At 63.5% G+C, this 13,372-nt stretch carries 12 protein-coding genes and 1 tRNA gene; 4 read left to right on the top strand and 9 right to left on the bottom strand.

All coding sequences use genetic code 11. From position 1 onward, the window contains the following. Positions 1-29 precede the first annotated feature (29 nt). Together JCM7686_RS10435 and JCM7686_RS10430 are read left to right on the top strand one after the other, a co-directional pair. The gene (locus tag JCM7686_RS10435) at positions 30-2,591 is read left to right on the top strand and encodes a GcvT family protein (RefSeq protein WP_020950799.1); all 2,562 of its coding nucleotides are present in this window, start codon (positions 30-32) and stop codon (positions 2,589-2,591) included. A gap of 259 nt (positions 2,592-2,850) precedes the next feature. After that, on the top strand, positions 2,851-4,182 hold the full coding sequence (locus tag JCM7686_RS10430) for a hypothetical protein (RefSeq protein ID WP_020950798.1): 1,332 nt from the start codon (positions 2,851-2,853) through the stop codon (positions 4,180-4,182). On the opposite strand, the gene JCM7686_RS10425 is transcribed toward JCM7686_RS10430, so the two are convergent. The 4 genes from JCM7686_RS10425 to JCM7686_RS10410 form a co-directional block, all read right to left on the bottom strand. Then, positions 4,154-4,702 (bottom strand): hypothetical protein, encoded by a 549-nt coding sequence (locus JCM7686_RS10425; RefSeq protein ID WP_020950797.1) that lies wholly within the window; start codon positions 4,700-4,702, stop codon positions 4,154-4,156. The two genes, JCM7686_RS10430 and JCM7686_RS10425, sit on opposite strands and share 29 nt — an antisense overlap. Then, on the bottom strand, positions 4,699-5,247 hold the full coding sequence (locus JCM7686_RS23455) for a DUF4352 domain-containing protein (protein WP_020950796.1): 549 nt from the start codon (positions 5,245-5,247) through the stop codon (positions 4,699-4,701). Before JCM7686_RS23455 ends, JCM7686_RS10425 begins: the two co-directional genes overlap by 4 nt. After that, positions 5,244-5,783, bottom strand: a complete 540-nt coding sequence (locus JCM7686_RS23450) for a hypothetical protein (protein ID WP_148292607.1) — start codon at positions 5,781-5,783, stop codon at positions 5,244-5,246. The genes JCM7686_RS23455 and JCM7686_RS23450 overlap by 4 nt, the downstream gene beginning before the upstream one ends. Before the next feature lie 264 nt (positions 5,784-6,047). Further along, positions 6,048-6,123 (bottom strand) — tRNA-Ile (locus JCM7686_RS10410). A 193-nt stretch (positions 6,124-6,316) separates the two neighbouring features. On the opposite strand from JCM7686_RS10410, the gene purM reads away from it, so the two are divergent. Together purM and purN are read left to right on the top strand one after the other, a co-directional pair. Beyond that, positions 6,317-7,363: a phosphoribosylformylglycinamidine cyclo-ligase gene (gene purM, locus JCM7686_RS10405; protein WP_020950794.1), complete on the top strand. Its 1,047-nt coding sequence runs from the start codon at positions 6,317-6,319 to the stop codon at positions 7,361-7,363. Further along, entirely contained in the window at positions 7,360-7,956 is a 597-nt protein-coding gene (purN, locus tag JCM7686_RS10400; RefSeq protein ID WP_041527280.1) for a phosphoribosylglycinamide formyltransferase, read from the top strand. Before purM ends, purN begins: the two co-directional genes overlap by 4 nt. Positions 7,957-8,056: 100 nt before the next feature. On the opposite strand, the gene JCM7686_RS10395 is transcribed toward purN, so the two are convergent. From JCM7686_RS10395 to JCM7686_RS10375, 5 genes are all read right to left on the bottom strand, one after another. Continuing rightward, complete coding sequence (locus tag JCM7686_RS10395) at positions 8,057-9,397, bottom strand: branched-chain amino acid ABC transporter permease (protein WP_020950792.1); 1,341 nt, start codon at positions 9,395-9,397, stop codon at positions 8,057-8,059. A gap of 10 nt (positions 9,398-9,407) precedes the next feature. After that, entirely contained in the window at positions 9,408-10,415 is a 1,008-nt protein-coding gene (locus JCM7686_RS10390; protein ID WP_020950791.1) for a branched-chain amino acid ABC transporter permease, read from the bottom strand. A gap of 3 nt (positions 10,416-10,418) precedes the next feature. Beyond that, positions 10,419-11,129, bottom strand: a complete 711-nt coding sequence (locus tag JCM7686_RS10385; protein WP_020950790.1) for an ABC transporter ATP-binding protein — start codon at positions 11,127-11,129, stop codon at positions 10,419-10,421. Next, positions 11,126-11,995: an ABC transporter ATP-binding protein gene (locus JCM7686_RS10380; RefSeq protein ID WP_020950789.1), complete on the bottom strand. Its 870-nt coding sequence runs from the start codon at positions 11,993-11,995 to the stop codon at positions 11,126-11,128. The genes JCM7686_RS10385 and JCM7686_RS10380 overlap by 4 nt, the downstream gene beginning before the upstream one ends. Positions 11,996-12,091: 96 nt before the next feature. After that, the gene (locus JCM7686_RS10375) at positions 12,092-13,276 is read right to left on the bottom strand and encodes an ABC transporter substrate-binding protein (RefSeq protein ID WP_020950788.1); all 1,185 of its coding nucleotides are present in this window, start codon (positions 13,274-13,276) and stop codon (positions 12,092-12,094) included. Positions 13,277-13,372 lie beyond the last annotated feature (96 nt).

The raw sequence follows: 13,372 nt of genomic DNA, 5'->3' as shown, positions 1-13,372 counted from the left end.
TCTGGGAAGTCGAATATCGCAGGGATCACATGTCGCAATTTCCTTCTCACGCAAAAGTCGTCATTGTCGGGGTCGGCGGCATCGTCGGTGCCTCGGTCGCCCATCACCTGATCGAGCGCGGTTGGGATGACATTGTCGGCATCGACAAATCCGCGGTCCCGACCGATATCGGTTCGACCTCGCATGCCTCGGATTTCTGCTATGTCACCAGCCACGATTTCCTGTCGGTCTGGACGACGAAATACTCGATCGATTTCTTCGACAAGATGGGCCATTACGCCCGGGTCGGCGGGCTTGAAGTCGCGCGCACCGGTGATGCGGAATGGCTCGAAGAGCTCAAGCGCAAGGTCACCTCGGGCAAGGCCTTCGGCAGCCGCGCCGAGCTGATCTCGGGCGCCGCCGCGAAAGCGAAGTTCCCGCTGCTTGAAGAGGACATGGTTGAGGCCGCGCTTTGGGACCCGGATGCGGGCCTCGTGATCCCGCGCTCGCAGACGGTTGCGGGCAAGCTGGTCGATCAGGGCGAGAAAACCGGCAAGCTGCGCGCGTTTGCCAATACGCCCGCGCAATCGCTGGTGATCGAGGACGGGCGCGTCAAGGGCGTCGTCACCCATCGCGGCACGATCACCGCCGATCACGTCATCGTCTGCACCGGCCTCTGGGGGCGTCTGATCGCGGAAATGGCGGGCGAGGATCTGCCGGTCATGCCGGTCGACCACCCGCTGACCTTCTTCGGTCCCTATGATGAATTCGCTGGCACCGGCAAGGAAATCGGCTATCCGCTGCTGCGCGATCAGGGCAACTCGGCCTATATGCGCGACACCGGCGACCCGAAAACCGCCGAGGGCGGCCAGATCGAATGGGGCTATTACGAGCCCTTCGAGCCGCGCATGTGCCATCCGAGCGAGCTGTTGGAAAAAGAGCAGTCGCGTCTGTCGCCCTCGCAGCGCGATCTCGAGCTCGATCAGGTCATGACCGGCCTTGAAAAAGCCATGGAGCTCACGCCGATTCTGGCCGAGCTCGGCTATAACGAAAGCCATTCCTTCAACGGTCTGCTGCAGGTTTCGGCGGCAGGCGGTGCCTCGGTCGGCGAAAGCCAGAAGGTGCGCGGACTGTGGTATTGCGTCGGCATCTGGGTCAAGGATGCGCCCGCTTACGGCAAGCTCGTCGCCGATTGGCTCACCGATGGCCGCACCGAGATCGACCATTCGCCGATCGATTTCTCGCGCTTCTACCCCTATCAGCTCGAGCGCGATTTCATCGACGCGCGCTGCACCGAGGCCGCGAAGAAGATCTACTGGCCCGCGATCCACCCGCGTGAGCCCTATGCCAGCGCCCGCAACGTCCGCCGCTCGCCCTTCTATGCGCGCGAAAAGGACCTCGGCGGTCACTTCATGGAGCTGGGCGGCTGGGAGCGGTCGCATGGCTATGCCGCGAACGAGCATCTGCTCGAGATCTATGGCGACCGCGTGCCGGTTCGTGAAAACGAATGGGACAACCGCCATTTCTGGCGCGTCTCGAATGCCGAGCAGCTGAAGATGAGCGACGATGTCGGCATCATCAACCTCTCGCATTTCTCGATGTATGATGTGACCGGGCCGGATCATGTCGCGCTGCTCGAATGGGTTTCGGCGGCGAAGGTCGGGGGCGACAACAACATCGGCAAGGGCATCTATACCCATTTCCTTGACGATGAGGGCATGGTGCGGGCCGACCTCACGCTCTTCCGCATGGCCGACCGCATCCGCGTCGTCGATGGTGCCGATGCCGGGCCGCGCGACTTCACCTATCTCAAGCGCGTCGCCGCCGATAAGGGCTTTGACGCTCAGGTCGAGGATGTGACCGAGAAATTCGTCACCATCGGCATCTGGGGTCCGAATGCGCGCGAGAATCTGAAGAAGGTCGTCGAAAAGCCCGAAGAGCTCGACCGCGAGAATTTCGCTTTCGGCACGCTCAAGGACATCCGCATTGCCGGTCAGGACGTGATGGCCTTCCGGATTTCCTATGTCGGCGAGCAGGGCTTCGAGCTGCATATGCGCTACGAGGATGCTCTGGCCGTCTGGGACGCGCTGCGCGGCCTTGGCATCACCGCTGTCGGGGTCGAGACCTATGCCAACTCCCGCCGCATGGAAAAGAGCCTGCGCTTGCAGAACGCCGATCTCTTGACGCAATACAACCTCTTCGAAGCCGATCTCGCGCGTCCGAAAGTCAAGGAAGCCGATTTCCGCGGCAAGGCCAAGCACCTCGAATACAAGGCCCGGGCCGAGCAGCCGGCGACGCTGTGCACGCTGGTGATGACCGAGCATACCGACGACGAGGGCGTGAAGCGTTACCCGGTCGGGATCATGCCGGTGCTCCACCCCGAGACCGGCGAGACGCTGGTCGATGAGCTTGGCCGTCGCTCTTACACGAGCTCGGTCGCCTATGGGCCGACGGTCGGCAAGAACATTGCTCTGGCCTATCTGCCCAAGGAATTCGCCAAGCTCGGCCAGAAACTCGAGGTCGAATATTTCGGCAAGACCTATCCGGTCGAGGTTGCGGGCGTGGGCTATGCCCCGCTTTATGACCCCGAAAACGCCAAGCCGAAGTCGTAAGACACCAGAAAGGGCGGTCCATCGGGCCGCCCTTTTCGCAGGGCCGCACCGGTTTTGCCTCGGCGCGGTTTGCGCCGCTTCGACCATGACGGACGGCGTTAGGTCCGCCAGGCTGTCGTCGCGACAAAGTCCGCAGCCGATCCGCGCGGTGCCCTTTCCGTTTCCTCCCGTCGATATGCTCAATATGCGCAAATGAACTTGCGCCGCGCGTCGGAATTCGCAGGATGACGCCAAAAGAGGCTGATGGAGCAGGACGAAAATGGGCCGCACGGGCATCATTGGGCAGCATCTCGCGCTGACCGGATCGCTGTTTTGGCGCTATGGCGCGGTTTTGACGGCGGTCTGGGCGGGGGGCATGCTGCTCAACCAGATCCTGCTGCGCATCGCGGTCGAGATCGGGCTGTGGAATCGGCTGTTCGGGCTGGTCACGCTGGCCCTTGTCGTGATGCTGCAGCTTCTGGTCTTCGTCGCCATGTTCGTGATCCTGCGCAGGGGCCTGCCGCGCCTGCGGTTGCGCCGCCGTGTCACGCAACACCCGGATCCGATCGCCGACCTCTCGGATCGGGCGCCGCAAGGTGAGGTTCAGGCACGGGGCTTCGCGCTGACGCTTCTGGCGGTTCTGATCCCGTTTTACGGCTATTATGCCGGTTGGGGCTTTCTGGCGAATACCCTGCGCAGCTATACGCAGATCTTTTACACGACCCAATTGGCGCGGATGGATTACGGCAATCCCGGGCGGCTTCAGGTGGCGCTCGAGATCGACGAGACATCATGGGTCGTGGTGACGGTCGCGGTGATCTGGCTCATCCGCCGTGGCGCCAAGGCGATGTCGGCGCGCGCGGGTGCGTCGGGGCTGTGGCCGATGCTGATCGTGACCTGCGAGGCGACTTGGGCGCTTTTGGGTCTCTATGTGCTCTCGGGCTGGAAAAGCGAATTTGCCGCTTGGCTCGCGACACTGCCCTCGCCGCAGATGCTGCTCGAATCGGTCTTTGGCCCGGCCGAAGCCGCGATCACCGATGCCGCCCGGCTGCCGGTCGATTGGCCGCTGCCGTTCCAGCTCTGGCCCTTTCTCACCGCGCTCTTCTGGTTCGCGCTCTTGCCGCTCGTATGGTTCAATCTCGGTGCCATCGTCTATGGCCATGACCTGACCAGCATGAAAGAGCCGACCCGGCGGCTTGCGGGTCATGCGCTCGATCAATGGCGCGCTTTGCCGAAACCGCTCACCGATTTCATCGGCCATTTCTGGGCGGGCGTGATCAAGCGCTGGCATGCGGTCACCAATGGCGTCCTGCTTGCGGCCTCGGCGGGCGTCGTGCTGACCTGCTCGGTTCTGGTGCTGTGGCGGCTGGTTGATTGGCTGGGCGCCTGGGCCTGGGTCGGGGCGTCCGAGCTGATCGGGCCGCAGGATATGCAAAGCTGGGCGGTTCTCGGCGTGCCGCTCAATGTGCTTTTTGGCACGCCCGGCGCGCAAACCAATGGCCTGCTGGTCTGCCCGCTACAATTCTGCATCCTTGCCGCCGGATTAGAGCTCGCGGGCCGGGCTCAGGAAGCCGCAGCCAAAGCTAGACCGGAGGCCGCAGCCGCGGCGTGAAGGGCAGGGACAGCGCCTTTGGGCGGGTCGTCGTGCTGGAAAGCTCGACCCGCAGCGTGGTCAGCGTATCGACGGGCACGACGAAAACCTGCTCCGAGAGGGTCGCGCCACCCTTGGGCGCCCGGAACAGAGATTGCGAGCAGCGCGGCGCGGATGTGCCCACATCGCTCAGCCGGTCGAGGATCTGATCGGCGAGGGCGCCACTGACCGGAAACCAGCTGCGCCCCTTTGGATCGCTCAGGGCGAGGTCGCAGCCGAGCCAGCTCGCAAGCTCATCGGGATTGCCCTGCAAGCTCAGTCGCAAGAACAGCAGCGCCCGATCGGGCCGGGCGGGCATGATCATCCCGCGCGCCGCCTCGACCCGAACCGTGACCCCGCCGAGCGTGCCGCTGTCGCCCTCGACCCTCGTTATCTGCCAGTTCTTGCTCTGGCGCAGCTCGGTCAGCGCAGGCCAGGCAATCACGACCACGGTTAATGCGGCGCAGATCAATGCGACCACGAGCCAGCCGATCCGCCTCATCCGTCGAGCCTCACCACCGCTGCATCGGCAGGCACCGGACCGGGCGGCGCAAGATGCAGGGTGCCCTCAAGCGGCGGATCAAAGCGCGCCTCAAGGATCAACCGGCCCCCGGCGATTTCATCGGCGGGAAGTTCGAAGACAGCAACCGCTTTGTTTTGCAGACCGGGCTGGATCGTAAGCGCCCTGAGATCACGCGCAAAAGAGCTGATCCGTTTGGTCGTGTCATAGCGCCGCCCGCTCGCACCCTGCCAGCTTGCCGCGAGGGAGGTCGAGCTGATGGTGCCGGTCAGCTCCAGATCGACAATCAGGAAGCGGCCCTCTGTGTCGCGATGGAGCTCTTGGCCGAGACTCGCGACATCAATGCTTTCGGCGGTTTGCCAGCCTGTGAAGCGCGCCGCGAACAGCCGGGTCTCGCCGGTCTCGCTCGCGGCCACATGGGTGACGAACGGACGAAAGACGCTGTTGTAATCGGGCTCGGTCAGCATCATCCCGCCAAGAAGCGCGGCGCTGCACAGGCAGGCCAGAACCCGACCCGCGCCGATCATGGCAGGATCTCGGGAGTCGCCGTCAGGATGGCAGTGGGTGCGGCGCCAAGCCAACTCGATTGGCCGTAGAGATTGTCCCTGAGTTTGAAGCGTTCTTTCGAAAAGCCAAACCGGATCTCGCTTGGGACCTGTCCCGCGGGCAGCGGCCAGATCAGCGCAATTTCCTCGGGCATCCTTGGTTCGATCTGCGCCAGCGGAGCGTGATCGCGCAGCAAAATGATCTCGGCGGGCGGCACACCTTTGCCATCAAGGATCAGCTCAGGCGGCTTTGCGGGCAGGCCAAAAACCGAAGATTGGCTCGCGCCGGTGACGTTCTCGATCACGGCCGTCAGCATGATCTGATCCGTCGCACCGCGTTCGAGCGTCACGCGCTGGGGCGTGAAGAGGCTCCGCCCAAGATCGACCGGCTGGTTGAGCGCCGCCGTCGGCAGCACCTTGGGGGCCCGCGCATCTTCGATCTTCCACCACCAGCTGAGCAGGACCGCAGCACTCACCCCCGCCGTCGCCATCAGCCGCAGCAGGATCGTCCGGAGCACGGGGGGATTTTGCTTCTTCTCCATAAGCGCGATTGGTATGCGATGGCCGGATCTTTGGCAATATTCTGGCCGGGGCCCGACCTGCGGCGCGACAAAGCTGTTGCCGGTCGCGACATGAGGCCGACCAAGCGGCACCGGCTCACGGGTCCTATGGACGGTCGCAGCAGCCGATTCGCTTTCGGCGCAAAAGCTGGCCCATCAGCGGTTCACGCTTGGGACATATTGTGCTTAATGGATTGAATTCATGTGATGAAGCAGGAGGGATGGTAGGCCCGGAGGGACTTGAACCCCCAACCAAGGCGTTATGAGCGCCCTGCTCTGACCATTGAGCTACAGGCCCCCGCATCTCGGTCACGATAAGGTTATGTGCGTGTTCTTTCGCCGCGGTCAAGCAAAGATGGCGCATAAAAGCCAATTCCGCGCGAAACCGGCGATGATGCCGTCAAAACCGTGCCTTTCGTGCCGGGTCCATTGCGCCAGAGCGGGGCTTTCGCTATCGGATCAGCTGACGCTGGCGAAATCAGGGGGCGATGATGAGCGAAGTCAAAACCGGCATGTCCTATGCCGAAGCAGGGGTCGATATTGACGCAGGCAATGCGCTGGTCGAGCGCATCAAACCCGCCGCCGCGGCCACCCGCCGCACGGGCGTGATGGAGGGCCTGGGCGGTTTCGGCGCGCTCTTTGATCCGCGCGCTGCGGGCTATCAGGATCCGGTGCTGGTCGCTGCGACCGATGGCGTCGGCACGAAGCTCCGCATCGCCATCGACACGGGCGAGCTTGACGGCGTCGGCATCGACCTTGTTGCCATGTGCGTCAACGATCTCGTCTGTCAGGGCGGCGAGCCGCTTTTCTTCCTCGACTATTTCGCGACCGGCAAGCTCTCGGTCGATGAGGCCGCGCGGGTGATCAATGGCATCGCCGAGGGCTGCCGCCGCTCGGGCACTGCACTGATCGGCGGTGAGACGGCAGAGATGCCGGGCATGTATCACGCCGGCGATTTCGACCTTGCGGGCTTTGCCGTCGGCGCGCTCGAGCGTGGCACGGCGCTGCCGCGCGATGTCCGCGACGGCGATGTGCTGATCGGTCTTCTCTCGGACGGCGTCCACTCGAACGGCTTCTCGCTGGTGCGCCGCGTCGCCGAAAAGGCCGGGCTTGGCTGGAAAGATCCCGCGCCCTTCGCACCCGGCACGCTCGGACAGGCGCTGCTCACGCCGACGCGGCTTTACGTCCGCCCGGTGCTCGAAGCGATCCGCGCGGGCGGCGTTCACGCGGCTGCCCATATCACCGGCGGCGGCATCACCGAAAACCTGCCGCGGGTGCTGCCCAAGGGCCTCGGCGCCGAGGTCGATCTCGACAGCTGGACCCTGCCTGCGGTCTTCGATTGGCTGGCCGAGGCGGGCAATATCGCCGAGGCCGAGATGCTCAAGACCTTCAACTCCGGCATCGGCATGATCCTCGCGGTAGAGGCGACCCGCGCCGCAGAGATCGAGACGCTGCTGCAAGCCGCAGGCGAAACCACCGCGCGTCTTGGCGCGGTCGTTCCGGGCGAGGGCGTGCGCTACTCTGGACGCCTGCGGTGAAACGCATTGCCATCCTGATCTCGGGAGGCGGATCGAACATGATCCGCCTCGTCGAAAGCATGGTGGGCGACCATCCCGCCCGCGCCGTTCTGGTCGGCTCGAACGACCCGACCGCGACAGGGCTCGCGCGCGCCGAAGCCCTGGGCGTCCCGAGCTTCGCCGTCGATCACCGTCCCTTCAACGGCGACCGCGCGGCCTTCGAAGAGGCGCTTTTCGCGCGCCTTGATGCCGCCCAGCCCGATCTGCTGTGCCTTGCGGGCTTTATGCGCATCCTGACGCCGGGCTTTGTCAGCCGCTTCGAGGGCAGGATGCTCAATATCCACCCCTCGCTTTTGCCGAAGTATCCGGGCCTTCATACCCATCAACGCGCCCTCGACGCGGGCGATGCCGAGGCCGGCGCCTCCGTCCATCTGGTCACGCCCGAACTCGACGCCGGGCCGATCCTCGGTCAGGCCCGCGTCCGGATCCAGCCAGAGGACACCGCCGAAACCCTCGCCGCGCGCGTTCTCAAGCAGGAACACCGGCTCTACCCCGCGGTCCTACGCCGCGTCCTCGACGGCAATCTCTCTCGCCTCGACCTCGAAGCAGAATGAAAAAGGGGCCCGATGCGGCCCCTTCTTCGTCTTTCATGCTGAAATATCCCGGGGGTGCGGGGGCAGAGCCCCCGCGTCGAACTCCCGCGTCAAATCCGCCCTATTTCTCCGGCACCAGCCCGCGTGGGGCAAAGCGCAGGACCAGCAGCAGCACCAGTCCCATGGCGATGAAGCGCATATGCGGCGCGCGTTCCATCAGGGTCTGGCTCAGATTGCCCTCGGGCAGCAGCGAGGTGAAACCGGCCATCAACTCCGGACCCCAGACCTCGGCTTTGACCCAGAGAAACCAGATCAGGATCGCGCCCAGAACCGCGCCCCAATTGTTGCCAGAGCCGCCGACGATCACCATCACCCAGATCAGGAAGGTATAGCGCAAGGGCGCATAGCCGCCGGGGCTCATCAGCCCGTCTTGCGTGATCATCATCGCGCCGCCCAAGCCGATAACCGCCGAGCCGATAACGAAGATCTGCAAATGACGGCGGGTGACGTTTTTGCCCATGGCTTCGGCCGCAGTCTCATTGTCACGGATCGCGCGCATCATCCGGCCCCAAGGCGAGTTCAGCGCCAGCTGGGCCGCGAGGATCAGGAGCAGCAGAACCACCGTGAAGAGGCCCGCATAAAGCAGCTTCACCCAGATCGCCGAAGCCGTCGTCGGGTCCAGCCCGAATTCGGCGGCACGGGCGACGAAGGAGGGATCGGCCTGCAGATCGACCTCATAGGGCACGGGGCGGGGAATGCCGCTTACGTTCTTGACCCCACGCGCCAGCCATTCCTCATTGCGCATCACCGCCGAGATGATCTCGCCGATGCCAAGCGTCGCAATCGCCAGATAATCCGAGCGCAGGCCAAGCGCGACCTTGCCCACCGCCCAAGCGGCAATCGCGGCAAAGAGCGCGCCGACCGGCCAGGACAGCAGAACCGGCAGGCCCAGCCCGCCGATATTGCCCGCCGAGGCCGAGTTATTGGCCTCGATTGCGGTCACCGCCGGGTCAAAGAAGCGGCGATAGAGGACAAAGCCCACGACCAGCAGCGCCGCCACCGCAAGCCCGCGCCAGCGTTGGCCGAGATGTTTCCAGGCGAGCATCGCGGCCCAGATCGTCGCAATCGCGATGGCGAAAGCGAGGATCAGCCCGGGGCCGCCAGCCGCCCAGGCGCCGGGGACGGGCTTGGTCGAGATCAGCACCGGGGCCACGCCGCCAATGGCGATGAAGCCGACGACACCCGCGTTAAAGAGCCCGGCATAGCCCCATTGCATATTCACCCCAAGCGCCATCACCGCCGAGATGAGCCCCATGTTCAGGATGCCGAGCGCCGTGTTCCAGCTGCCTGAAAACAGCGCATTGCGGGTCGTCCCTTCGAGCACGAAGAGCACGAGGATGACCAGAAAGACCAGCGGCGCGCGCCAGCGGCTCGAGGCATCGGCCTGACGAGTTTGTGACATGCTCACCCCCTCAGAAAGATTTGCCGCGGAAGAGGCCGGTTGGCCTGAAGAGCAGCACCACGATCAGAATGATGAAGCTCACCGCGAATTTATATTCGGTGGACAGAAGCTGAAGCAGGCTGTCGGGCTGCCAGCTTGGGAACAGATAGCCCGCGACCTTTTTCCAGGGATAGGTCAGCGCAACCTCGGAAAAGGCGACGATGAAGCCGCCCGCAACCGCGCCGACCGGATTGCCAAGCCCGCCGACGATGGCGGCGGCAAAGATCGGCAGCAGGATCTGGAAGTAATTGAAGGCCTTGAAGCTTTTATCAAGCCCGTAGAGCACGCCCGCCGTGGTGGCCAAAGCCGCCGCGATGATCCAGGTCAGGCGCACGACGCGCTCGGGGTCGATGCCGGACAGAAGCGCGAGATCCTCGTTGTCGGAATAGGCACGCATCGACTTGCCCGCTTTGGTGCGGTTCAGGAAGCGGAAGAGCAACCAGCAGGCAATCGCGGTCACGACCAGCGTGATGAGCTGGCTCGTGCGCAGCGACAGGCCCTCTTGCAGCCCGGTCGCGGCGCGAAAGCTCGCGACATCAATCACAAAGCGCGCGCCGTCATCGAAGCGGATCTCGTCCACGCCGATGAACATGCGCGTGAGCCCGTTCATCACGAACATCACCCCGACAGAGGCCATGACCATGATGATCGGATCGGATTTCTTGCGGCGATAGAAGCGATAGACCAGCCGGTCAGTGCCGACCATCAGCGCGGCTGTCGCGACAATGGCGATGGGCAGGGCCAAAAGCGCCACCGGCAGCGGATAGATCGAGATGCCAAGCGCGACCAGAACCGCCGTCACCTTGATGCAAATCGCGGTGCCAAAGGCCATGGTGTCGCCATGGGCGAAGTTGGAAAAGCGCAGGATCCCATAGATCAGCGTCACCCCAAGCGCGCCGAGCGCAAGCTGCGCGCCGTAGGCGGCGGCGGGAATGACCACGAAATTCAGCAGGGCGACACCGGCGTTGAGAATGTCCATGTCTTATCCTCCGAGGAAGGTCCGGCGGACATCTGGATCGGCCATCAGCGCCTTGCCTGTATCCGTATAGCGATTGGTGCCTTGCACCAGCACATAGCCGATATCGGCGATCTCAAGCGCCTGACGGGCATTCTGCTCGACCATCAGGATCGAGATGCCGGTGCGGGCGATCTCGATAATGCGGTCGAAAAGCTCGTCCATGACGATGGGCGAGACGCCCGCAGTCGGCTCGTCGAGCATCAGAAGCGAGGGCCGCGTCATCAGTGCGCGTCCGACCGCGACCTGCTGGCGCTGCCCGCCCGAGAGCTCGCCCGCATTCTGGCGCCGCTTGTCGGCGACGGCGGGGAAGAGCTCATAGACCTGCGCGATGGTCTCGCGATAATCGTCGTCGCGGATGAAGGCGCCCATTTCGAGATTCTCCTCGACGGTCATCGAGGGGAAAATGTTATGGGTCTGGGGCACGAAGCCCATGCCCTTGCGCACGCGCTCTTGCGGCGAGAGCCGGGTGATGTCCTCGCCATCGAGCAGCACCGCGCCTTCGCGCAGGTTCAGCATGCCGAAGACCGCCTTCATCGCGGTGGATTTCCCCGCGCCATTCGGGCCGACGATGACCGCGATCTGACCGCGCTCGACCGTGATCGTGCAATCGTTGAGGATATCGGCCTTGCCATAGCCACCACGCATCTGGCTGGCCGAGAGATAGGCTTGGGTCATGCCGGAACCCCCGCCGGGCCGTTGCCGGTCCCTTTGCCGAGCCCGGGCTGGGCGCCATGGCCTCCGCCCTGAGCGCGCTCGGCCTCGATCTCTGCCGCGACTTTGTTTTTGAGCCCGGTGCCGAGATAGGCCTCGATCACCGCCTCATTCTCCATGATGTTCTGGGCCGAGCCCTTGGCCAGCACCTTGCCCTCGGCCATGACGATGACCGGGTCGCAAAGGCGGCCGATGAAATCCATATCGTGCTCGATCACGCAGAACGTATAGCCGCGCTCGCGGTTCAGCCGCACGATCGCATCGCCGATCGTGCCCAGAAGCGTGCGGTTCACGCCCGCGCCGACCTCGTCGAGGAAGACGATCTTGGCATCGACCATCATGGTGCGGCCAAGCTCGAGCAGCTTTTTCTGCCCGCCTGATAGGTTGCCTGCCTTTTCGTCGGCGACATGCGAGATGGTCAGGAAGTCCAGCACCTCATCGGCTTTCTCGCGGATCGCACGCTCTTCGGCGCGGATGCGGCCGCGCTGGAACCAGGTGTTCCACAGCGTCTCGCCGCTTTGCTGGGCGGGGACCATCATCAGGTTCTCGCGCACGGTCATCGAGGAAAACTCATGCGCCAGCTGGAAGGTGCGCAGCAGCCCCTTGTGAAACAGCTCATGCGGCGGCAGGCCGCTGATGTCTTCGCCATCCATGAGAACTTTGCCGGAAGTTGGTTTAAGAACTCCGGCGATTACGTTGAAAAGGGTAGATTTTCCCGCGCCATTCGGGCCGATCAGCCCCGTGATTGAGCCGGTCTCGATCGTGAGACTGGCCCCGTCCACCGCGCGGAATCCACCGAAGTGCTTATGCAGGTCATGGACCTGGATCATGACGCTCCCCAGTCCTTGCTTTTTCGCAAGATCTTATTGTTGGCCGTTGATCTAATGTAAGAAAGCCCGGCGTTGGCCGGGCCTTCCTGTCATTGATCAGCGGTATTTGACGACATTCATGGTGCCGCCCTTGAAGTCTACTTCGCGGTAGACGCCAGCGGTTTCACCGGGGGGCAGCAGCTCGACCGAGGTCGCGCCGACATAGTCGATGTCCTTGCCTTCGGCCAGCAGCTCCAGACCTTTGGCGAGCTCACCCGCATAGATCTTTTCGCCCGGCGCATTGGCGATATCCATGATCTTGTCTTTGTAGACTTTCGGATCCGAGGATTTCGCCGCCTGCATCGCCAGAGCGATCAGCGCGGTCGCATCATAGGTCTCGCCCGCGAAAGCCGAGCTGCCGTCAAAGCCATCAGCCTTGGCCATTTCCATGAATTTGTCATGGCCTTCGCCTTCGGCGGAGGGGTTTTGACCGAAGGACGTTTCAAGGCTCTTGCCGAATTTGGTGACCAGAACCTGCGAGATCATGCCATCGGGGAAGACGAAGGTGCTGAAGGCGCCGGTGTCGAGCGCGCCCTGCACGATGCCCGAGCCGCCCTGATCGACATAGCCTGCCACGACCAGCGCATCGCCGCCCGCTGCGGCCAGCGCCGCGACTTCGGCCGAATAATCGGCTTTGCCGTCGTCATGAGCGGTGTTGATCGTGACCTTGCCGCCTTTGGCTTCATAGGCTTTGACGAAGCTGTCGGCGAGACCCTTGCCGTAGTCGTTGTTGGTATAGGTCACCGCGACCGATTTGATGCCGTGCTCCAGCGTGATATCGGCCATGACATCGCCCTGACGCGCATCCGACGGCGAGGTGCGGTAGAAATAGCCTTTGCTGTCGATGGTCGAGAGCGCGGGCGAGGTCGCTGAAGGCGAGATCATCACGACGCCATTCGGCACGCCGACTTTCTCAAGCGAGGCAATGGTTTCGCCCGAGCACATGCCGCCGACGATGCCCTTGACGTGATCCGAGGTCACAAGGCGCTCGACGCCCGCGACGGCTGCGGCCGCATCGGTGCAGGTGCTGTCGGCCTTGACGATCGAGATTTTCGAGCCGTCGAGGAACTTGCCGCTGTCCGAGATCTCTTTCGCGGCCATTTCGACCGATTTCAGCATGTTCGGCGACATCGATTCCAGCGGCCCGGTGAAGCCGAAGGACACGCCGATTTTGACATCCTCGGCCGAGGCGACACCCGCAGCCATGATGCAGGCCGCCGTCGCCAGAAGCAATTTTCTCATTTCAGAACTCCCTGTTCGGAATGTTATCCGGAGTTCAGGCTATAAGCGGTGCGTCTAAAAGAAAAGTCTGATAAGCGTGACGTTCCGCTCCGTTCA

This window comes from Paracoccus aminophilus JCM 7686 (assembly GCF_000444995.1).
Classification (GTDB): domain Bacteria; phylum Pseudomonadota; class Alphaproteobacteria; order Rhodobacterales; family Rhodobacteraceae; genus Paracoccus; species Paracoccus aminophilus.
The sequence above is the reverse complement of the archived record's forward strand: the minus strand, read 5'-3'. Positions and strand labels throughout refer to the sequence as shown.